The organism is Paraburkholderia hiiakae (genome assembly GCF_904848665.1).
GTDB classification, from domain to species: domain Bacteria; phylum Pseudomonadota; class Gammaproteobacteria; order Burkholderiales; family Burkholderiaceae; genus Paraburkholderia; species Paraburkholderia hiiakae.
Window position 1 is genome coordinate 40,429 of record NZ_CAJHCQ010000031.1, and the last position, 20,924, is coordinate 61,352.

Annotated in this window: 19 protein-coding genes; 5 read left to right on the plus strand and 14 right to left on the minus strand. The window is 64.8% G+C overall.

From position 1 onward, the window contains the following. Positions 1–20: 20 nt before the first annotated feature. From JMY28_RS35900 to JMY28_RS35915, 4 genes are all read left to right on the plus strand, one after another. Positions 21–938 carry a prepilin peptidase gene (locus tag JMY28_RS35900; protein WP_201700630.1) on the plus strand — a complete coding sequence of 306 codons (918 nt, stop codon included), beginning with the start codon at positions 21–23 and terminating at the stop codon, positions 936–938. Positions 939–942: 4 nt separating this feature from the next. Then, positions 943–1,563 carry a dephospho-CoA kinase gene (gene coaE, locus JMY28_RS35905; RefSeq protein WP_201700631.1) on the plus strand — a complete coding sequence of 207 codons (621 nt, stop codon included), beginning with the start codon at positions 943–945 and terminating at the stop codon, positions 1,561–1,563. Between the two features lie 186 nt (positions 1,564–1,749). Next, entirely contained in the window at positions 1,750–2,505 is a 756-nt protein-coding gene (zapD, locus tag JMY28_RS35910; protein ID WP_028207804.1) for a cell division protein ZapD, read from the plus strand. Between the two features lie 49 nt (positions 2,506–2,554). After that, positions 2,555–2,749, plus strand: a complete 195-nt coding sequence (locus JMY28_RS35915; protein ID WP_201700632.1) for a DNA gyrase inhibitor YacG — start codon at positions 2,555–2,557, stop codon at positions 2,747–2,749. Between the two features lie 91 nt (positions 2,750–2,840). Here JMY28_RS35915 and mutT read toward each other — a convergent pair whose 3' ends face one another. The 4 genes from mutT to secA form a co-directional block, all read right to left on the minus strand. Further along, positions 2,841–3,272 (minus strand): 8-oxo-dGTP diphosphatase MutT, encoded by a 432-nt coding sequence (gene mutT, locus JMY28_RS35920; RefSeq protein ID WP_201700633.1) that lies wholly within the window; start codon positions 3,270–3,272, stop codon positions 2,841–2,843. After that, positions 3,269–4,141 (minus strand): ATP-binding protein, encoded by an 873-nt coding sequence (locus tag JMY28_RS35925; protein WP_201700634.1) that lies wholly within the window; start codon positions 4,139–4,141, stop codon positions 3,269–3,271. The genes mutT and JMY28_RS35925 overlap by 4 nt, the downstream gene beginning before the upstream one ends. A 16-nt stretch (positions 4,142–4,157) precedes the next feature. Next, entirely contained in the window at positions 4,158–5,399 is a 1,242-nt protein-coding gene (gene argJ / locus JMY28_RS35930) for a bifunctional glutamate N-acetyltransferase/amino-acid acetyltransferase ArgJ (protein ID WP_201700635.1), read from the minus strand. A gap of 120 nt (positions 5,400–5,519) precedes the next feature. Then, a complete protein-coding gene (gene secA / locus JMY28_RS35935; protein WP_201700636.1) occupies positions 5,520–8,324 on the minus strand; it encodes a preprotein translocase subunit SecA in 2,805 nt (934 codons plus the stop codon). Between the two features lie 364 nt (positions 8,325–8,688). Between secA and JMY28_RS35940 the strand changes: the two genes are divergently transcribed. After that, positions 8,689–9,162, plus strand: a complete 474-nt coding sequence (locus tag JMY28_RS35940) for a DciA family protein (protein ID WP_201700656.1) — start codon at positions 8,689–8,691, stop codon at positions 9,160–9,162. A 99-nt stretch (positions 9,163–9,261) separates the two neighbouring features. On the opposite strand, the gene lpxC is transcribed toward JMY28_RS35940, so the two are convergent. From lpxC to murD, 10 genes are all read right to left on the minus strand, one after another. Beyond that, positions 9,262–10,179 (minus strand): UDP-3-O-acyl-N-acetylglucosamine deacetylase, encoded by a 918-nt coding sequence (lpxC, locus tag JMY28_RS35945; protein ID WP_028207797.1) that lies wholly within the window; start codon positions 10,177–10,179, stop codon positions 9,262–9,264. 259 nt (positions 10,180–10,438) lie between these two features. Then, positions 10,439–10,948: a peroxiredoxin gene (locus JMY28_RS35950; RefSeq protein ID WP_201700637.1), complete on the minus strand. Its 510-nt coding sequence runs from the start codon at positions 10,946–10,948 to the stop codon at positions 10,439–10,441. Between the two features lie 299 nt (positions 10,949–11,247). After that, the gene (gene ftsZ / locus JMY28_RS35955) at positions 11,248–12,450 is read right to left on the minus strand and encodes a cell division protein FtsZ (RefSeq protein ID WP_201700638.1); all 1,203 of its coding nucleotides are present in this window, start codon (positions 12,448–12,450) and stop codon (positions 11,248–11,250) included. Between the two features lie 142 nt (positions 12,451–12,592). Next, on the minus strand, positions 12,593–13,825 hold the full coding sequence (ftsA, locus tag JMY28_RS35960) for a cell division protein FtsA (RefSeq protein ID WP_042270315.1): 1,233 nt from the start codon (positions 13,823–13,825) through the stop codon (positions 12,593–12,595). 27 nt (positions 13,826–13,852) lie between these two features. Next, positions 13,853–14,608 (minus strand): cell division protein FtsQ/DivIB, encoded by a 756-nt coding sequence (locus tag JMY28_RS35965; protein WP_201700639.1) that lies wholly within the window; start codon positions 14,606–14,608, stop codon positions 13,853–13,855. Positions 14,609–14,668: 60 nt separating this feature from the next. Then, positions 14,669–15,622, minus strand: coding sequence for a D-alanine--D-alanine ligase (locus tag JMY28_RS35970; protein WP_201700640.1), 954 nt, complete (start codon positions 15,620–15,622; stop codon positions 14,669–14,671). Positions 15,623–15,627: 5 nt separating this feature from the next. Then, complete coding sequence (murC, locus tag JMY28_RS35975) at positions 15,628–17,022, minus strand: UDP-N-acetylmuramate--L-alanine ligase (protein ID WP_201700641.1); 1,395 nt, start codon at positions 17,020–17,022, stop codon at positions 15,628–15,630. Beyond that, positions 17,019–18,122 carry an undecaprenyldiphospho-muramoylpentapeptide beta-N-acetylglucosaminyltransferase gene (gene murG / locus JMY28_RS35980; protein ID WP_201700642.1) on the minus strand — a complete coding sequence of 368 codons (1,104 nt, stop codon included), beginning with the start codon at positions 18,120–18,122 and terminating at the stop codon, positions 17,019–17,021. The genes murC and murG overlap by 4 nt, the downstream gene beginning before the upstream one ends. After that, the gene (ftsW, locus tag JMY28_RS35985) at positions 18,119–19,384 is read right to left on the minus strand and encodes a putative lipid II flippase FtsW (protein ID WP_201700643.1); all 1,266 of its coding nucleotides are present in this window, start codon (positions 19,382–19,384) and stop codon (positions 18,119–18,121) included. Before ftsW ends, murG begins: the two co-directional genes overlap by 4 nt. Continuing rightward, positions 19,381–20,898, minus strand: a complete 1,518-nt coding sequence (murD, locus tag JMY28_RS35990) for a UDP-N-acetylmuramoyl-L-alanine--D-glutamate ligase (protein WP_201700644.1) — start codon at positions 20,896–20,898, stop codon at positions 19,381–19,383. The genes ftsW and murD overlap by 4 nt, the downstream gene beginning before the upstream one ends. Positions 20,899–20,924 lie beyond the last annotated feature (26 nt).

Genomic DNA, 20,924 nt, shown 5'->3' on the forward strand with positions numbered 1-20,924 from the left:
CCAGATTCCGGTTCCGTCTCATGCCCGTCCAACTACTTTCCGCGCCAGACACAGCAACGCCGCTCGCCGCCGCTATCGCCAGCCTGCCCTTCGGCGTGCTCATGGGCTTTACCTTTGCGTTCGGGCTCGTCATCGGCAGCTTTCTCAACGTGGTCGTGCACCGGCTGCCCATCATGCTGGAGCGCGCGTGGCGCGCCGATGTGGCCGAAGCGACCGGCACACCCGGCCCGCTCTTCGAAGAAGACGGGCTGCCCGCGCGCTACAACCTCTGGCTCCCGCGCAGCGCGTGCCCGCACTGCGGCCACGTCTTGCGCGCCTGGGAAAACATTCCGGTGATCAGTTGGGTCGCGCTGCGCGGGCGCTGCTCCCAATGTCATGCACGCGTGAGCGTGCGCTATCCGCTCATCGAAATCACAAGCGCGGCTTGCGCCGCCGGCGCATTGCTCGCTTTCGGGCCCACGGGCAAGGCGCTCGCCGCCTTCGTGCTGTGCGCCACGCTCATCGCCGCGAGCGCCATCGACCTCGAACACCAGATGCTGCACGACGAGATCACCCAGCCGCTGCTGTGGGCCGGGCTCCTGGTCAACTTTGCGGGCACCTTCGTCACGCTGCGCGAAGCCGTGATTGGCGCGGTCGCGGGTTATCTGGCGCTCTGGTGCGTCTATTGGGTCTTCAAGCTGTTGCGTGGCGTAGAAGGCATGGGCCACGGCGACTTCAAGCTGCTCGCCGCGCTCGGCGCATGGCTTGGATGGAGCGCGCTGCCGCAGATCATCGTGATCGCAGCCGTGGCCGGCGCGCTCGTCGGCATCATCGCTACGTTGACGGGACGCATGCGTTTCGAGGAGCCGCTGCCGTTCGGCCCGTATCTGGCCGCAGGCGCGCTCATCACATTGTTTGCGGGCACACCGCTGTATGGCGTATTTGCGTGGGGGAACTGATCAAATGTTCGCGGTCGGATTGACGGGTGGCATCGGCAGCGGCAAGTCCACCGTTGCGGATTGCTTTGCAGCGCGCGGCGTGACGATCGTCGACACTGATCTCATCGCGCATCGTATTACCGCGCCGCATGGCGTCGCGATGGCGCAGATCGCCGTGGAATTCGGCCCCGAATTCGTCGCGCCGGACGGCTCGATGGACCGCGCGCGCATGCGTACGCTCGTGTTCGGCGACGAAGCCGCGCGCAAGCGGCTCGAGGCCATCACCCATCCGCTGATCCGCTCCGAGACCGAACGCGAAACGCGAGAGGCCAGCGGGCCTTACGTGATCGTGGTCGTGCCCTTGCTCGTGGAGTCGGGTACCTGGAAGACACGCGTCGATCGCGTGCTTACCGTCGATTGCAGTGTGGAAACCCAGATCGCCCGCGTCATGCGCCGCAACGGCTTCACACGTGAGCAGGTGCTCGCGATCATCGCGCGACAGGCCACGCGCGAGGCACGCCTCGCGGCCGCCGACAACGTGGTGGTCAACGACAACGGGGCAACGCTCGAAACGCTCGGCCAGGACGTCGACGGATTGCATCAGGCGTATCTCAAGCTCGCTGCCGCAAAGGGCAGTAAAGCGTAAAGCGCACCACCCGCGCGCAAGAAACTCACGCTCGCCGCGCCAGTCGAAAACGCATCGCGGGACAACGCACGGGGCAAATTAGCGGGACACATCGGCACAGGGCCAAGCCGGCGCGATTGCGACCGTAGTCCCACGGCATTAGAATGTCCTGCAATCCGTCACCTACCACGCCCGAGGCGAGCGCGCTTGATTCTTTACGAGTATCCCTTCAACGAGCGAATCCGAACGCTGCTGCGCCTCGAGGACCTGTTCGAGCGCTTCACGTTTTTCCTGACCCAGGAGGATCCGAGGGAACATCACGTCGCGCTCACGACGCTCTTCGAAATCGCCGAAGTCGCAGGCCGCGCCGACCTGAAGTCGGACCTCATGAAGGAACTCGAGCGGCAGCGTCAAACGCTTGCGCCGTTCCGCGGCAACCCCGGCATCGAGCAGAATGCACTCGAAACCGTGCTGGGCGAAATCGAGCAAACGCTAGCCGGCCTCACGCAGATGCAAGGCAAGACGGGCCAGCATTTGATGGACAATGAGTGGCTCACGAGCATCCGCAGCCGCGCGATCATTCCCGGCGGCACCTGCAAGTTCGATCTGCCTTCGTATTACGCGTGGCAGCAGTTGCATCCCGATCAACGTCGTCAGGACATCGCGAAGTGGGTCACGCCGCTGCTGCCGCTGCGCGACGCCGCCGCCATCGTGCTGCGCCTCGCGCGCGAGTCGGGCCAGGCGTCGAAGGTGATGGCCATGCAGGGCAGCTATCAGCAGATGCTGTCGGGCCGTGCGTATCAGCTCATGCAAGTACGCGTGGCACCGGAATTGCGCATGATTCCCGAAGCGAGCGCCAACAAGTACATGCTCTGGGTGCGCTTCACCGTGCAGGATGGCGATCTGCGTCCGCGAGCCGTCGATCAGGACGTGCCGTTCCAGCTTACGCTCTGCAGCCTCTGAAACCGAACGCGGCGCCGCGCCAGACCCAACGCAACCAAAGTTCTATCGCATGACCACTGTTGTCAAATGTCCGACCTGCGGCAAAGAAGTCCGCTGGGTGCCGGAAAACCGCTTCCGGCCTTTCTGCTCCGAGCGTTGCAAGCAAATGGATCTCGGCGCATGGGCGGCCGAAAAGTACCGCATTGGCGGCGCCGACGACGAAACGCCGCCTGAAGAGGCGCCGCCCACGGATACGCGCCAATAAGTACCTGTAAGCGACGCGACGCGCGCCAAACAAAAAAGGCCGCTGTGCATCACGCACAGCGGCCTTTTGCATCGCAGTGGCCCGTAAAGTGTTACTCCGCAGCCAGCCACTCCAGCACGGGAATCGTCGCGGGCAAGAGCGGCTCGACGCTCGCCGGCAACGACTGCCAGACAAACGCCTGACCTTCACGGCCATGCGGCTCGCCAGTCCACTCAGTCACCTTGCAGAAATAGAGCCGCACATAGGCATGCGGATAATCGTGCTCGAGCGTGTGCCACAAGTGGCACGCCTTCACGTCGATGCCCAGTTCCTCGTGCAGCTCGCGCGCAAGCGCGGCTTCGACCGTTTCGCCCGCTTCCAGCTTGCCGCCCGGAAACTCCCAGTAGCCTGCATACGGTTTGCCTTCGGGGCGCTGCGCGAGCAGATAGCGGCCATCGGGCTGCACCAGCACGCCCACCGCGACTTCTGTCACGGGGCGTGCGTTTGCGGATGCGTCCTTTGCGGCGTTGCCTTCGGCGCTCATGCCTCTTGCGCCTTCTTGCCCGACCAGTCGCGTGCGAACTGCCATGCCACGCGGCCCGAACGCGAGCCGCGCTCCAGCGCCCAGACGAGTGCATCGCCGCGCGCCGATTCGACTTCGGCGTCGTCGCAGCCGAAATGGCGCAGCCAGTGGCCGACGATCGTCAGATAGTCGTCCTGCTTGAACGGATAGAAGCTCACCCAAAGGCCAAAGCGCTCGGAGAGCGAAATCTTCTCTTCCACCACTTCACCCGGATGAATCTCGCCGTCGGGCATGTGCTTGTACGTCTCGTTGTCGCTCATGTACTCAGGCAGCAGATGGCGGCGGTTCGAGGTCGCGTAAATGAGCACGTTGTCCGACTGCGCGGCCACCGAGCCGTCCAGCGCCACCTTCAACGCCTTGTAGCCCGATTCGCCTTCCTCGAACGAGAGGTCGTCGCAGAACACGATGAAGCGCTCGGGGCGCGTCGAGATCAGATCGACGATATCGCCGAGGTCATGCAGATCGTCCTTATCGACTTCGATCAGGCGCAGCCCGTCCTGCGCGTACGCGTTCAGGCACGCCTTGATCAGCGACGACTTGCCGGTACCGCGCGCGCCGGTGAGCAGCACATTGTTCGCCGGCTTCTTCTGCACGAACTGGCGCGTGTTGCGGTCGATGAGATCTTTCTGTCGGTCGATGTTCTGCAGGTCGTCGAGCGAGATCAGCGAGATCGCGGGCACCGGCTGCAGGAAACCGCGCCCCTGGCGCTTGCGCCAGCGAAACGCGACGGCCGCGTTCCAGTCAATATCGGGTGCCGACGGCGGCAGCACGGCTTCGAGGCGGCCGAGCAGCGCTTCGGCGCGGGTCAGAAACTGTTCGAGCTTGTCCATGTGATAAAGGCGTGAATCAGGAGCGGTAATCGGCGTTGATGCTTACGTAGTCGTGCGAGAGGTCGCAGGTCCAGATCGTGGCCTGCGCGTCGCCGCGGCCAAGCAGCACGCGAATCAGGATCTCGCTCTTCTTCATGACGCGCTGGCCGTCTTCTTCGCGGTATGCCGGGTTGCGGCCGCCCGCCTTGGCGACGAGCACGTCGTCGAGATAGAGGTCGATTTTGTCGACGTCGAGATCCGTCACGCCCGCATAGCCGATCGCGGCGAGGATACGCCCGAGGTTAGGGTCCGAGGCGTAGAACGCCGTCTTCACGAGCGGCGAGTGGCCGATTGCATACGCAATCTGGCGGCACTCGGCCACGTCCTTGCCACCTTCCACCTGCACGGTCATGAACTTGGTCGCGCCTTCGCCGTCGCGCACGATCAGTTGCGAGAGTTCCTGGGCGACGGCCGTCACGGCGTCGCGTAGCGCGGCGTAGGCGGGCGCATCCGTCGACGTGATCGCGGGCAGGCTCGACTTGCCCGAAGCGATCATGATGAATGAGTCGTTGGTCGAGGTATCGCCGTCGATGGTGACGCAGTTGAACGAGCGGTCGGCCACGTGCTTCACGAGCTCGTCGAGCACGGGTTGCGCGACGTTCGCATCGAAGGCGAGGAAGCCGAGCATGGTCGCCATGTTCGGCTTGATCATGCCCGCGCCCTTGCTGATGCCCGTGAACGTGATCGTGTGGCCGTCGAGCGTGACCTGACGCGACACGGCCTTCGGCAGCGTGTCGGTCGTCATGATGGCCTGCGCGGCGTCGTACCAGTTTGCGGCCTTGCGGCTGTCCAGTGCAGCGGGCAGCCCTGCCTTCAGACGGTCGATGGGCAGCGGCTCGAGAATCACGCCCGTCGAGAACGGCAGCACCTGCGATGACTCGAGGCCGGCGAGGCGCGCGAGTTCATCGCAGGTCTCACGCGCGTGCTTCATGCCCGGCTCGCCGGTGCCCGCGTTCGCATTGCCGGTGTTCACCACCAGCGCGCGAATGCCCTTGCCGCCTGCGCGCACCTTCGCGAGATGCTCGCGGCACACCGTCACCGGCGCGGCGCAGAAGCGGTTCAGCGTGAATACGCCGGCCACGCTCGCGCCTTCGTCGACGGAAATCACCAGGACGTCCTTGCGATTGGGCTTGCGGATGTTGGCTTCCGCCCAGCCGAGCGTCACGCCGGCGACCGGATGAAGTTGAGCGGGATCAATCGAGGGGAAATTGACAGCCATGGTGGCGACCTGTCGAAATGGCGATGCCGGCCAGGGCGCTGGAGCCTGGCCGGCATCGGGATTCAAAACGCAAGGCCCGCCATAAGGAGCGGGCCACCGGAATCTACGTTCAAGCCTGCGTCAAGCGATCTTGCCGTGACACTGCTTGTACTTCTTGCCGCTGCCGCACGGGCACGGATCGTTGCGGCCCACCTTTGGCAGCTCGCTGCCCACCGGCGGCGTATGGCTCATGGCCGCGCCCACCATTGCGGCGGCAGCGTCGGCGGCCACCGGTGCGGCAACCGCGGGAGCCGGCGCTGTGTCGGCTTCGGCGAACTCGGCATGGCGGAACTCGACGTTCTCGACATGATGGCCCTGCTCTTCGATCTGCTCGGCCGCCTGTTCAAGCTGCTCCGGCGACTGGATCTGCACGTTCATCACGATACGCGTGACTTCGAGCTTCACGGCTTCGAGCATCGCGGCGAACAGTTCGAACGCCTCGCGCTTGTACTCCTGCTTCGGGTTCTTCTGCGCATAGCCGCGCAGATGGATGCCCTGACGCAGGTGGTCGAGCGCCGCGAGGTGTTCGCGCCAGCTGCGGTCGAGCGTCTGCAGCATGACCGAGCGCTCGAACGCGCTGAACGATTCGCGGCCCACGAGCCCGACCTTCTGCTCGTACGCTTCATCGCCGGCGGCGAGCACGGCTTCGAGAATTTCATCGGCGTCGATCGACGACGACTCGTTGATCATCTCCTGGATCGCGAGGTCGAGCTGCCATTCGTTGCGCAGCACTTCTTCGAGCTCGGGCACGTCCCACTGCTCTTCGATACTGCCGTGCGGCACGAACTGGCGCACGATGTCGGTGATCACGCCATGACGCATCGCGCCGATCGTTTCGGTGATGTCATGCGCTTCGAGCAGCTCGTTGCGCTGCTGGTAGATCACCTTGCGCTGGTCGTTCGAAACGTCGTCGTATTCGAGCAGCTGCTTGCGGATGTCGAAGTTGCGCGCTTCGACCTTGCGCTGCGCCGACTCGATCGAACGCGTGACGATGCCCGCCTCGATCGCCTCGCCTTCCGGCATCTTCAGGCGGTCCATGATCGCGCGCACGCGGTCGCCCGCGAAAATGCGCAGCAGCGGGTCTTCGAGCGAGAGATAGAACCGCGACGAACCCGGGTCGCCCTGACGGCCCGCACGGCCGCGCAGCTGGTTGTCGATCCGGCGCGACTCGTGACGCTCGGTGCCGATGATGTGCAGGCCGCCCGCGGCCTTCACCCGATCGTGCAGCGTCTGCCACTCGTCGTTCAGTTGCTGGATGCGGCGCGCCTTTTCGTCGGTGGGGATGGCGTCGTCGGCTTCGATGAAGGCCGACTGCTTCTCGACGTTGCCGCCAAGCACGATGTCGGTACCGCGGCCCGCCATGTTCGTGGCGATGGTCACGCGCTGCGGACGACCTGCTTCGGCAACGATCGCGGCTTCACGCGCGTGCTGCTTCGCGTTGAGCACTTCATGCGGCAGACCGGCCTTGGTCAGCAGGTTCGAAAGCAGCTCGGAGTTTTCGATCGACGTCGTGCCGACCAGGACCGGCTGACCACGCTCGTAGCAGTCGCGGATGTCGCGAATCACGGCGTCGTAGCGTTCTTTCGCCGTCTTGTAGATCTGGTCCTGCTTGTCGATGCGCTTGGGCGGGCGGTTCGTCGGGATCACGACCGTTTCGAGGCCGTAGATCTCGTTGAATTCGTACGCTTCGGTGTCGGCCGTACCCGTCATGCCCGAAAGCTTCGCGTACATGCGGAAGTAGTTCTGGAACGTGATCGAAGCGAGCGTCTGGTTCTCGCTCTGGATCTTCACGTGCTCCTTCGCTTCCACGGCCTGATGCAGACCGTCCGACCAGCGGCGCCCAGCCATGAGACGGCCGGTGAATTCGTCAACGATGATCACTTCGCCGTTCTGCACCACGTAGTGCTGGTCCTTGTAGAACAGCGTGTGCGCGCGCAGCGCGGCGTACACGTGGTGCATCAGCGTGATGTTCTGCGGCGCGTAGAGGCTTTCGCCCTGGCCGATCAGGCCCCACTCGGCGAGCATGCGCTCAGCCTTCTCGTGGCCCGATTCGGTGAGGAATACCTGACGCGCCTTTTCGTCGAGCGTGTAGTCGCCCGGCTTTTCCACGCCCGTGCCGTCGGCCTTCTCTTCGCCGATCTGCTGCTCGAGAAGCGGCGGCAGCGCGTTCATGCGCACGTAGAGTTCGGTGTGGTCTTCGGCCTGGCCCGAGATGATGAGCGGCGTACGCGCTTCGTCGATCAAGATCGAGTCCACCTCGTCGACCACGGCGAAGTTCAGCGCGCGCTGCACGCGCGCCTCGGTCTCGTAGACCATGTTGTCGCGCAGGTAGTCGAAGCCGAACTCGTTGTTCGTACCGTAGGTGATGTCCGCCGCGTAAGCTTCCTGCTTCATCGCGTGGTCCATCTGCGACAAGTTGATGCCGACCGAGAGACCGAGGAAGTTGTAGAGGCGCGCCATCCATTCGGCGTCGCGCTGGGCGAGGTAGTCGTTCACCGTCACGACGTGGACGCCACGGCCCGACAGCGCATTCAGATACACGGGCAGCGTGGCGACGAGCGTCTTGCCTTCGCCGGTGCGCATTTCGGCGATCTTGCCGTAATGCAGCACCATGCCGCCGATCAACTGCACGTCGAAGTGGCGCATCTTCAGCACGCGCTTGCTCGCCTCGCGGCAAACGGCGAACGCCTCGGGCAGCAATTCGTCGAGCGACGTGCCATTGGCAACGCGCTCGCGGAACTCGACCGTCTTCGCGCGCAGTTGCTCGTCGGTGTACTGCTCGATCTTCGGTTCGAGCGCGTTGATCGCCACGACCGTCTTCTGATATTGCTTGATCAGGCGCTGATTGCGGCTGCCAAAGATTTTCTGTAAGAGACCGGTGGTCATCGGATCGGTGTCTGCGTCGCGGCTTCGGCCGGGATTCCTGAGGGTGGGTTCAGCGGGTTGTGCACAACGTCTGCCGACGTCGGCACTACGCATCCGGACCGGAGGGACCTCGGCGGCTTTAGCCCAAAATGGTGGATTCGAATCGGGCATTTTAGCACGCGCCCTCTCGCCCGCCTGTGTCAGCGCAAAGACGGCTCTGGCGCGCGCGGTGCCCGCGCGGACGGCCTTCCCGCCATGCGGCGAAGGGCCGCGATGCGGCCCTGGCCGAATGGCCTGAAGGCGCTTGGATGAGGGGTGCGCAGGCTACAATGACGGCATCGCAGGCAACGAGATGCCGCTTGCGCTCTCCCATCCCTTACGCCACATGAGCCGTTTCTCGCCGTTTTCAAGGTCCAGGGGACCACGCGCCCCGCAGCCGCTCGCCGAAGTGCTGAGCCGCACGGACGCGTTCGCGCCGCTGCGCGCCGGCGTCGAGCAGATCGCGGCCATTCAGCGCGACCTGAACGCACTGCTGCCCGACTATCTCGCGGCGAGCGTGGAGCCCGGCTTCATCAAGGACGGCACGCTGGCCCTTTTCACGGCGCACAACGCGCTCGCGGCGCGGCTGCGGCATCTGGAGCCGCGGCTAGTGGCCGACCTGCAGGCGCGCGGCTGGGCGTTGAACAGCGTGCGCATCCGTGTGCGCCCGCAAGCCGTGAAAGATCCCGCGCCGCCCAAGCAGGCGCGCATGACACCGGCTGGCGCAGCAGCGCTTCAGGCACTCAGCGAAACGCTGGAGGCGTCGCCGCTGCAGGCAGCCCTCGCGAAGATGGCGGCGCGCCACACGCGAAAGCGCTGATCCAGCGCGCGCAATCTTACGAAACTGCGCAGCGAAGCCCGCAAAAAGAAAAAGGGCAGCATATAGCTGCCCTTTTTACTGGCGAGACGCGCTCGAAACTCAGGCGAATGCCGTCTGCGCCTCGTAGCCGAAGCCGCGCGGCGCCTTCTGCGGATCGTCGAACGTGACGATCTCGTAGGCGTCCTCATTCGCGAGCAGCTCGCGCAGCAGCGCGTTGTTCAGGCCGTGGCCCGACTTGTACGCGTCGTACGCCGCCAGCAGCGGATGGCCGACCACGTAGAGGTCGCCGATCGCGTCGAGCATCTTGTGTTTCACGAACTCGTCGTCGTAGCGCAGGCCGTCGTTGTTCAGGATGCGGTACTCGTCCAGCACGATCGCGTTGTCCATGCTGCCGCCGCGCGCGAGGCCCAGCTCGCGCATCATCTCGACTTCATGTGCGAAGCCGAACGTGCGGGCCCGCGCGATCTCGCGCACGTACGAGGTATTCGCGAAATCCACTTCGAGCGCCTGGCCCGTCTTGTCGACGGCCGGGTGGCGGAAATCGATCGTGAACTTGAGCTTGAAGCCGAAGTAAGGCTCGAGGCGTGCGAACTTGTCGCCGTCGCGGATCTCCACCGGCTTCTTGACCTTGATGAACTTCTTAGGAGCGTTCTGCTCCTCAATACCCGCCGACTGGATCAGGAACACGAACGAAGCCGCGCTGCCGTCCATGATCGGAATTTCTTCGGCGGTCACGTCCACATACAGGTTGTCGATGCCAAGGCCTGCGCAGGCGGACATAAGGTGCTCGATCGTCGAGACACGTGCGCCGTCTTTCTGCAGCACCGAGGCGAGGCGCGTATCGCCAATCGCCATCGCCGATGCGGGGATGTCAACCGGCGTCGGCAAATCCACACGCGAAAACACGATGCCCGTGTTCGGCGCCGCCGGACGGAGCGTCAGGTCGACCTTGCGGCCCGAGTGCAGGCCGATGCCGACTGTCTTCACGATTGATTTGATGGTTCGCTGCTTCAACATGGTCTTCTTGCTCATTGAAAATCCCAATCGGGATTTTTTAACTCATAGCTCGAATTATACTCCAGTTGCACCGAGTCCGTCGTTTTCACCGGCGTGACAAACTGTTTCCCTGTGTTACCCAATAGAGATGGAGGGCGGGCCGATGCCCGGAACGGAGGCGTTCCCGGGGTGATCGGCCCGCTGGGCTCACGTAATCGCCTGTCACATTTGCGCCGCAGGTTCGCGTTGCATCAGGGCAACGCAGCGCCCGCAAGCGCGCTCATGCGCGGGTCAACGTGGCAAGTATGCTCGCGGCATCGCTCACTTCGAACTTGCCGGGTGCTTCGACGTGCAGCGTCTTGACCACGCCGTCGTCGACCACCATCGCATAGCGCTGGGAGCGGATTCCCATGCCACGCGCCGACAAATCCTGCTCCAGTCCAAGTACACGAGTCAACGCTGCGCTGCCGTCGGCCATCATGCGTACCTTGCCCGAGGTACGCTGATCGCGTCCCCACGCGCCCATGACGAACGCGTCGTTGACGGACACGCACCAGACCTCGTCGACACCGGCGGCGCGCAGCGCGTCAAAGTGTTCGACGTAACCCGGCACGTGCTTCGCGGAGCACGTAGGCGTGAACGCGCCAGGCAATCCGAAGATCACCACGCGCTTGCCCGCCGCTTCCTTTCGCACGTCGAAGCTGTTCGGCCCCAGCGTGCAACCCTCGCGCTCGTCTTCGACGAACTCGAAGAGGGTCGCTTCGGGCAGCGTTTCACCCTGTTTGATCATGACTCGTCCTTCACAACGATGTGCAAGCTTTTACGAGCGTGATGCGCTGGCGTGCGGATGGCCGCCCACGGATGGCCGCCCCCTGCAATGTTGGGCAACGATGTACTCCAAGGATACACAGGTTCGCTGGGCGACACCGCGCCTGTCCCCCACGCTCAACGCGTGGCGGGCAACCGTCCCTGCCGCGCATCCTCGCGGATGCGGCCTTGCTGGTCTTGCTCGCCTTCATTGCAACGCCGCGCGCTATCTGTCTGCGGGCGAGGGCAACGCGTGCCCTGCCGCAGTCAGATCGGCTCGCGTTAGTCCGCCTGCTTGCGCAGGAATGCCGGGATGTCGTAAGTGTCGACGCCCTTTTCCTGCAGCGCCTGCACGTGCGAAGCCGCGGTGTCGCGCGACGTGCGCCACACAGCCGGCGTGTCGAGCGCGCCGTAGTCGGCCGTGTTGCCGTGGCCGCTGTGCTGCGGTGCGTACGAACCCGCCGGAGCCGGGATCGGCTGATTGTCCGTGCCCGTGCGCAGCAGTTGCATCGGCGCGGCTTGCTGCTTCTTCGCAGCGCGGCCGAGGCCCGTTGCCACCACCGTGACGCGCAGCGCGTCGCCCATCGCATCGTCGTACACCGCACCGAAGATCACCGTGGCGTCTTCTGCAGCGTAGCTCTTGATGGTGTTCATCACTTCGCGCGTTTCCGACAGACGCAGCGAACGGCTCGACGTGATGTTGACCAGCACGCCGCGCGCGCCCGACAGATCGACGCCTTCGAGCAGCGGGCTCGCCACGGCCTGTTCCGCCGCGAGGCGTGCGCGATCGACGCCGGCCACCGTGGCCGTGCCCATCATCGCCTTGCCCTGCTCGCCCATCACCGTCTTCACGTCTTCAAAGTCGACGTTCACCAGACCGTCGACGTTGATAATTTCGGCGATGCCTGCGACTGCGTTGTTCAGAACGTCGTCGGCGCACTGGAAGCACTTGTCCATCTCGGCGTCATCGCCCATCACGTCGAACAGCTTGTCGTTCAGGACGACGATCAGCGAGTCGACGTGATCCTCCAGTTGCTGCGAGCCGGCTTCCGCCACTCGCATACGCTTGCCGCCTTCGAACTCGAACGGCTTGCTCACCACACCAACGGTGAGAATACCCATTTCCTTGGCGATCTGCGCGACGACCGGGGCTGCGCCCGTGCCGGTGCCGCCGCCCATGCCGGCGGTGATGAACACCATGTGCGCGCCGCGCAGTGCGTCGGCGATGCGCTCACGGGCTTCTTCAGCGGCCGCGCGGCCCATCTCCGGCTTCGCACCGGCGCCGAGGCCCGTGTTGCCGAGCTGAATCACGGCCGATGCACGCGAGCGCGAGAGCGCCTGTGCGTCCGTGTTCATCACGATGAAATCGACGCCTTGCACGCCGCGGTTAATCATGTGCTGCACGGCATTGCCGCCCGCACCACCAACGCCTACCACCTTGATGATGGTGCCGTTGGTTTCCGTTTCCAGCAGCTGGAATTCCATGTTGCCTCCGTCAAGAAAAAGATTCCGCTCCTCGGCCGTTATCCAGTGGAAGATCGGGCAACCTTCCACTGCGCGCTAGCCGCCGTCACCAGCGCGATTTTTCGAAGCTTGTACTTCGCCTTCTGTCCTGCGACTTCTGTTCCTAGAAGTTGCCGAGGAACCAGTCCTTCATGCGTGAAAAGACCTGGCCCATCGACCCCGACTGCACTGCAACCTTGCGCCCGCGCATGCGCTGCGAGCGGCCTTCGACGAGCAAGCCCATTGCCGTCGAGTAGCGCGGATTGCGCACCACGTCGGCCAGGCCGCCCGCGTATTCCGGCACGCCAATGCGCACCGGCTTCAGGAAAATGTCCTCGCCCAACTCGACCATGCCCGGCATCATCGCGGCGCCGCCCGTAAGCACGACGCCCGAGCTCAGCAGTTCTTCGTAGCCCGATTCGCGCACCACCTGCTGCACGAGCGAGAAAAGCTCTTCTACGCGCGGCTCGATCACGGCGGCGAGCGCCTGACGCGACAGCGTGCGCGGACCGCGCTCGCCAAGACCCGGCACTTCGATCATCTCGTCCGGATCGGCGAGTGCCTGCTTCGCGATGCCGTAGCTCACCTTGATGTCTTCCGCGTCGGGCGTGGGGGTGCGCAGCGCCATCGCGATGTCGCTCGTCACCTGGTCGCCCGCGATCGGAATCACCGCGGTATGGCGGATCGCGCCTTCGCTGAAGATCGCGATGTCGGTCGTGCCGCCGCCCACATCGACGAGCACCACGCCCAACTCCTTCTCGTCCTCGGTCAGCACCGCCAGCGACGAAGCGAGCGGTTGCAGAATGAGGTCGTTCACTTCGAGCCCGCAGCGGCGCACGCACTTCACGATGTTCTGCGCCGCGCTCACCGCACCCGTCACGATATGCACCTTCACTTCCAGACGAATGCCGCTCATGCCGATCGGCTCGCGCACATCTTCCTGGCCGTCGATGATGAATTCCTGCGTGAGGATATGCAGCACCTGCTGGTCGGTCGGGATGTTGATCGCCTTCGCCGTTTCGATCACGCGCGCGACGTCTGCCTGCGTGACTTCCTTCTCCTTGATGGCAACCATGCCGCTCGAGTTGAAGCTGCGAATGTGGCTGCCCGCAATGCCGGTGAATACGTTAGTGATCTTGCAGTCGGCCATGAGTTCCGCTTCTTCGAGCGCTCGCTGGATAGACTGCACCGTGGCCTCGATGTTCACCACCACGCCTTTCTTGAGACCTTTCGATTCGCTCTGGCCGAGACCGATCACTTCGTAGTGGCCTTCGCCCTTTAGTTCGGCGACGACGGCCACCACCTTCGACGTCCCGATGTCGAGGCTGACCAGCAGATCCTTATAGTCTTTACTCATATCGTGCTCGTTGCGTGTGATGTCTTGTTACTTCTTGCCCGGAGCGGGCGTGTCACTGATGAAGCGCATGCCGGCCGCCCTTATCGCAAACCCGTTCGGATAACGCAAGTCCGCGTATTCGATCTCTTTGCCCCAACGCTGCGTCACTGCCGACCATGCGGCGATGAGGCGATGCGAACGCTCGCTCAATGTGTCGGCGTTGCGCTCGCGGCCCAGCTCCACCTGCATGCCGTTCGAGAGCTTCACCGTCCACGCGTAGCGCGCCGAGAGCGTGACCTCGTCGGGCGTGAGCCCGAGCGGCGCGAACCACTTCTCCAGGTCCCGGTAGCGCGCAACCACTTCGGGCGCGGTGCCGTCGGGGCCATCGAGCGCGGGCAATTCTTCGTCCAGCTCGCCCTGGTTCGCCGTGAACAGTTCGCCGTCCGTGCTCACGAGCTGATCGCTGCCCCACGTGCCCAGCGGTTTGTACTCTTCGAGCGTGACAGCCAGCGCGTTGGGCCACACGCGGCGCACGCTCGCGTGACGTACCCACGGCATTTGCTCGAACGCCGCGCGCGCCGTGTCGAGATCGACCGTGAAGAAGTTGCCCTTCAGCCGGCCGACCACGCTCGCGCGCACGGTGGGCGAGTTGATGTGCTCGGTGTCGCCCTCGATGCGGATCTCTCGCAGCGCGAAGTTCGGGCGCTGCACGAGCCAGTAGCAGCCAGCCGCCAGAAGCGCGAGCGCGAGCAGCGCGTGCAACGCGTTGGCGGCAAGGTTGAGCTGGCGTACGTTATTCCACATTTCGAGATTGTCGGTTTAGTCCAGGTTCGGCAATTCGTCGGTCAGCGATTCATTAGGGGTTCAATCTTTCAGCGTCAGCGCAAGCACGCGCACCACGAGGTCGCGATATTCGATGCCCACCGAGCGCGCGGCCTTCGGCGGCAGCGAGTGATCGGTCATGCCCGGCGCCGTGTTCACTTCGAGGAAATACGCGTTACCCGCGCCGTCCATCATGAAATCGGCGCGGCCCCAGTCGGTGCAGCCGAGCACGTCGAACGCGCGGCGGGCGAGCTTCTTCAGTTCTGCTTCCTTCTCGGGCGCGACGCCACAGGGAATCAGATACTGCGTCGTGTCGAGGATGTACTTCGCGTCGTAGTCGTAGAACTCGCCCGCCGGCACGATCTTGATGATCGGCAGATCGAGGTCGCCCGCGATGCACGCGGTGTACTCGCCACCGCCTTCGATGCTCTTTTCCACCAGCACGATCTTGTCGAACTTCGCGGCTTCTTCGAGCGCCGGCACGAGTTCGGCTTCGGCCTTCACCTTGATCACGGCCACGCTCGAGCCTTCGCTCGCGGGCTTCACGAAGAGCGGCAGGCCGAGCTTCGCGACGATCTGCGGCGCGCGCGCCGCGTAGTCGTCGCCGCGCAGCACCGCTTCGAACGGCGGCGTCGGAATGCCGAGCTGCTGCCACACGAGCTTGCTGCGGAACTTGTCGAGCCCGAGCGCCGAGCCGAGCACGCCCGTGCCCGTATAGCGGATGCCGTAGAAGTCGAGTGCACCCTGAATCTGGCCGTTCTCGCCATAGCCGCCATGAAGCGCGTTGAACGCGCGCACGAAGCCTTCGTCCTTCAACGCCGAAAGCTCACGCACGGACGGATCGAACGGATGGGCGTCGATGCCGGCGCTCTGCAGCGCCTGCAGCACCAGCGTGCCCGACTTGAGCGATACCTCGCGCTCGGCGGACACGCCGCCGAACAACACCGCCACCTTGCCGAACTGCTTCGGGTCGAACTTCGGATCGATACTGCTCATGTCACTCACGCCTTCTGTTCCTGGGCTGCGATGCGGCCCGGCACACTGCCGATCGAACCCGCGCCCATCGTGATCACCACATCGCCGTCGCGCACTACTGCCGCGAGCGCCTCCGGCACTTCATCCACGGTCTCGACGAATACCGGCTCGACCTTGCCCGCCACACGAATCGCGCGTGCGAGCGCGCGGCCATCCGCTGCGACGATCGGCGCTTCGCCGGCCGCGTAGACATCGGTCAGCACGAGCGCGTCGACGGTCGAGAGCACGCGCACGAAATCTTCGAAGCAGTCACGCGTGCGCGTATACCGGTGCGGCTGGAACGCCAGCACGAGACGCCGCTCGGGAAACGCGCCGCGCGCCGCTGCGATGGTCGCCGCCATTTCCACCGGGTGATGGCCATAGTCGTCGATCAACGTCCAGGCGCCGCCGCCGTTGACGGGAATCTCGCCATAGCGCTGAAAACGACGGCCCACGCCGTTGAATTCCGCGAGCGCGCGCTGAATGTCGGCGTCCTTCACTTCGAGTTCGGTCGCGATCGCAATCGCAGCGAGCGCGTTCTGCACGTTGTGCGTGCCCGGCAAGTTCAGCACGATGTCGAGCGACGGCGCGTCTTCGCGCATCACCGTGAAGTACATCTTGCCTTCGCGCGCGATCACATTCACCGCGCGCACTTGCGCGTCGGATGCGAAGCCGTAGCGGATGATCGGCTTCGAGACAAACGGCAGAATCTCCTTCACGTTCGGGTCGTCCACGCACAGAACCGCGATGCCATAGAACGGCAGGCGGTGCGTGAATTCGATGAACGCCTGCTTCAGGCGCGCGAAGTCGTGCCCATACGTGTCCATGTGATCGGCGTCGATGTTCGTAATGACTTCGATCACCGGGAAGAGGTTCAGGAACGATGCGTCGGATTCGTCGGCTTCCGCCACGATGAAGTCGCCCGTGCCCAGACGCGCGTTCGCGCCCGCGCTGATAAGCCGGCCGCCGATCACGAAAGTCGGATCGAGCCCGCCTGCCGCCAGCACGCTCGCCACGAGCGAAGTCGTCGTGGTCTTGCCGTGCGTGCCCGCGATCGCGATGCCCTGCTTCAGGCGCATCAGTTCCGCGAGCATCACGGCACGCGGCACGATGGGAATGCGGCGATGGCGCGCCGCGAGCACTTCGGGGTTGTCGCTGCGCACCGCGGTCGAAACGACCACGGCATTGGCGCCTTCGATGTTCTCTTCGGCATGGCCGATCGCGATGCGCGCGCCGAGCGCGGCGAGTCGATCGGTGACCGCGTTCTTCGCGAGGTCCGAGCCGCTTACCTGATAGCCGAGATTGACGAGCACTTCGGCGATGCCGCTCATGCCCGCGCCGCCGATGCCGACGAAATGGATATGTTTGACGATGTGTTTCATTGCTTTCCTCCCGCTACTACGCCCGCCACGGCCGCACAGATGCGCGCGACCTGATCGGCGGCGTCGGGTTTCGCGAGCGCGCGAGCGCGCCCAGCCATTTCCGCCAGCGATGTTCTGGTCTGATGCCGCAACCAGTCGGCGAGTCCTTCCGCCGTCAGGTCGCGCTGCTGCACCACGAGCGCTGCGTCCTTGTCGGCAAGGAACGCGGCGTTGGTGGTCTGGTGGTCGTCCACGGCATAGGGGAACGGCACGAAGCATGCCGCCACGCCCACGGCCGCGATCTCGGCCACCGTCATTGCGCCCGAACGGCAGACCACGAGGTCCGCGTTCCGATAGGCGCTCGCCATGTCGTCGATGAACGGCACGAGTTGCACCGTGTCACTGAGTTCGAGTCCGGCGTCGAGATAGTTTTGACGCAAGGCGTCGATATGCTTCGCGCCCGCCTGATGCACGATATGCGGACGCTCACCCGGTGCGAGCAGCGACAGCGCGCGCGGCACCACTTCGTTGAGCGCCGTGGCGCCCAGACTGCCGCCCACCACGAGCACGCGCAGCGGCCCGCTGCGCGCCGCGTAGCGCGCCGCCGGGGCGTCGACGTGCTCGAGTGCCTCGCGAATCGGGTTGCCGGTCCACTCGGCGTTCGGCAGCGCGCCCGGAAACGCCACGAGCACACGCTTGGCCAGCTTCGCGAGCACCTTGTTCGCGAGACCGGCGATCGAGTTCTGTTCATGCAGCACGAGCGGACGGCCCGAAAGCGCGCTCATCACGCCCGCCGGGAACGTGATGTAGCCGCCCATACCGAGCACGACATCGGGCTTCACGCGGTGCAGCGCCGCGAGGCTCTGTATGCACGCGCGCAGCAGGTTTAGCGGCAACATCAGTTTGGTCTTGATGCCCTTGCCGCGCACGCCGCCAAAGCGCACATACTCCATCGTGATGCCGTGTTTGGGCACGAGCGTCGCTTCCATGCCCGCGGGATTGCCGAGCCACACCACACGCCAGCCCCACTGCTCCATGCGATGCGCAACGGCGAGACCCGGAAACACGTGTCCCCCGGTGCCGCCGGCCATCACCATGAGCGTGCGCGTTGCTGCGGTCATACCTTGCCTCCGCGCATCAAGACCCGGTTCTCGTAATCGACACGCAGCAGCAGCGCCACGGCGATGCAGTTCAGCAAGATGCCCGAGCCGCCGTAGCTGACGAGCGGCAGCGTGAGACCCTTGGTCGGCAAAAGACCGAGGTTCACACCCATGTTGATGAAGGCCTGCGCGCCGAACCACACGCCAAGACCCTTGGCGACGAGGCCGGCGAACGTGCGGTCGAGCGCGAGCGCCTGGCGGCCGATCTCGAATGCGCGGCGCACGATCCAGTAGAACAGCAGGATGACGACGAGCACGCCGATGAAGCCGAGTTCCTCGCCGATCACGGCGAGAATGAAGTCGGTGTGCGCTTCCGGCAGATAGTTGAGCTTCTCGACGCTGCCGCCGAGACCCACGCCGAACCACTCGCCGCGACCAAACGCGATAAGCGAGTGCGTGAGCTGGTACGCCTTGCCCTGCGCGTAGCGGTCGTCCCACGGATCGAGGTACGCGAAGATCCGCTCGCGGCGCCACGGCGACGCCCACACGAGCAGCGTGAAGGTGCCCACGGCCGTGGCCACGAGGCCGCCGAACAGCTTGCCGTTCACACCGCCGAGGAACAGCACGCCCATGGCGATCGCGGCGATCACCATGAATGCGCCCATGTCGGGCTCGAGCAGCAGCAGCGCGCCGACCACGCCCACGGCAAATGCCATCGGCAAGAAGCCCTTCGCGAAGCTATGCATGTATTCCTGTTTGCGCACCGTGTAGTTCGCCGCGTAGATCGTCACGGCGAGCTTCATGATTTCCGACGGCTGCATATTCGTGATGCCGAGCGGAATCCAGCGCCGCGCGCCGTTCACGCCCTTGCCGATGTGCGGAATCAGCACGACCACCAGCATGGCGAGCGCAATGAGAAAGAGCTTCGGCGCGTAGCGGTCCCATGTGGAAACGGGAATGCGAAACGCGATGAGCGCCGCGACCGTGGCGATCACGAGCGAAACCATGTGGCGCACGAGAAACGCCCAGTCGCGATACGAGGCGTACTTGGGCGAATCGGGCATGGCGATGGAGGCCGAGTAGACCATCACGACGCCAAGTCCGAGCAGAGCGATCACGGCCCAAAGCAGCGAGTGGTCGTAGTCGAGCATGCGCGAGCGGCCGGGACGCACGCCGTTGACGACGCTCGCAAGACCGCCCGAGCGCGCGCCGCCGCCCGACGAACCACCGGCCTGACCGTCATCGCGCGAGAGGCGCGCACCGAATCGCTCGGACCAGCTCATATCATCGTCCCCCGTTCTGCGGCGATTTCTTCCACCGTGTCGTGGAACACGGCTGCGCGATGGGCGTAGCCCTTGAACATGTCGAAGCTCGCGCACGCAGGCGAGAGCAGCACGACGTCGCCCGGTTGCGCTAGCGCCGTCGCCGCGCGCGTGGCTTCTTCGAGCGTCGCGTGCTCGCTCATCGCGATACCGGTGTCTTCGAGCGCTGCGCGGATCTTCGGCGCGTCGCGGCCGATCAGCATCACGGCGCGGCACCAACGCGCAACCGGCGCCGCGAGCGGATCGAAGTCCTGGCCCTTGCCGTCGCCGCCGGCGATCAGCACCGCGCGCTGCGCGAGGCCGTCGAGCGCCGCAACCGTCGCGCCCACGTTCGTGCCTTTGCTATCGTCCACGTAGTCGATGCCGTCGATCGAAGCAATCAGCTCCACGCGATGCGGCTCGCCGCGATATTCGCGCAGGCCATGGAGCAGCGGCGCTGGAGCCAGGTCGATCGCGCGCGTGAGCGCGAATGCCGCGAGCGCGTTCGCCGCGTTGTGCAGGCCGCGAATACGCAGGGCGTCGGCGGGCATGAGGCGCTTCATGCCGAGATTCACCGGCGCAGCTTCCTGCTGCTTGCGGCGACGCGGGGACACAGGCACATCAGCCGCGTCGAGATCGTGAGCCTGCACGAGCCACTGCATGCCGTTCTCGCGCAACAGACCCAGGTCGCCGTTGTTCTGAGGCTCGTTCAGGCCGAAGGTCACGATCTTCGCATCGCCACTCGCCTTCACGCTCGCGAGCGACATGACGCGCGGGTCGTCGCGGTTGAGCACGCGCGTCGTGCGCGGCCCGAAGATGCGGCCCTTCGCCGCCGCGTAGGCGTCGAGCCCGCCGTGCCAGTCGAGGTGGTCCTGCGTGATGTTGAGGACCGCCGCGGCGTCCGGCTCGAACGTATGCGCCGTCTCCAGCTGGAAGCTCGACAGCTCGAGCACCCAGACGTCGGGCAGCGCGGTGTTGTCGATGGCTTCGGCAAGCTTGTCGAGCATGGCCGGGCTGATGTTGCCCGCCACCGCCACGCGCTTGCCCGCGCGCTCGCAGAGCATGCCCGTCAAGCTCGTCGTGGTGGTCTTGCCGTTCGTGCCCGTAATAGCCAGCACCTTCGGTGCGTAGCCGCTCTCCCCGAGATGCCGCAGCGCCTGCGCGAAGAGTTCGAGTTCGCCCCACACTTCGATGCCGCGCTCGCGCGCTGCCGCGATCAGCGGCACGAGATCTTCCGCGAGCGGCGAGAGACCCGGGCTGATCGCTACGAGCTCTACGCCGTCGAGCAGCGCGGTCGTGAACGGACCGCCAGCGAAATCGGCGTCGATGCCGCGCGCGGCGAGTTCCGGCAAGTTCGGAGGCGCTTCGCGCGTGTCGGCAATGCGCAGGCGGCAACCATGCCGCGCGCACCAGCGCGCCATCGCGAGACCCGATTCCCCGAGTCCCAGCACGAGCACCATCGGCTTTTGCCGATCCCGAAACTTCTCGCCAAACATCGCTTGCTTCCCTTGCTTACTTAAAG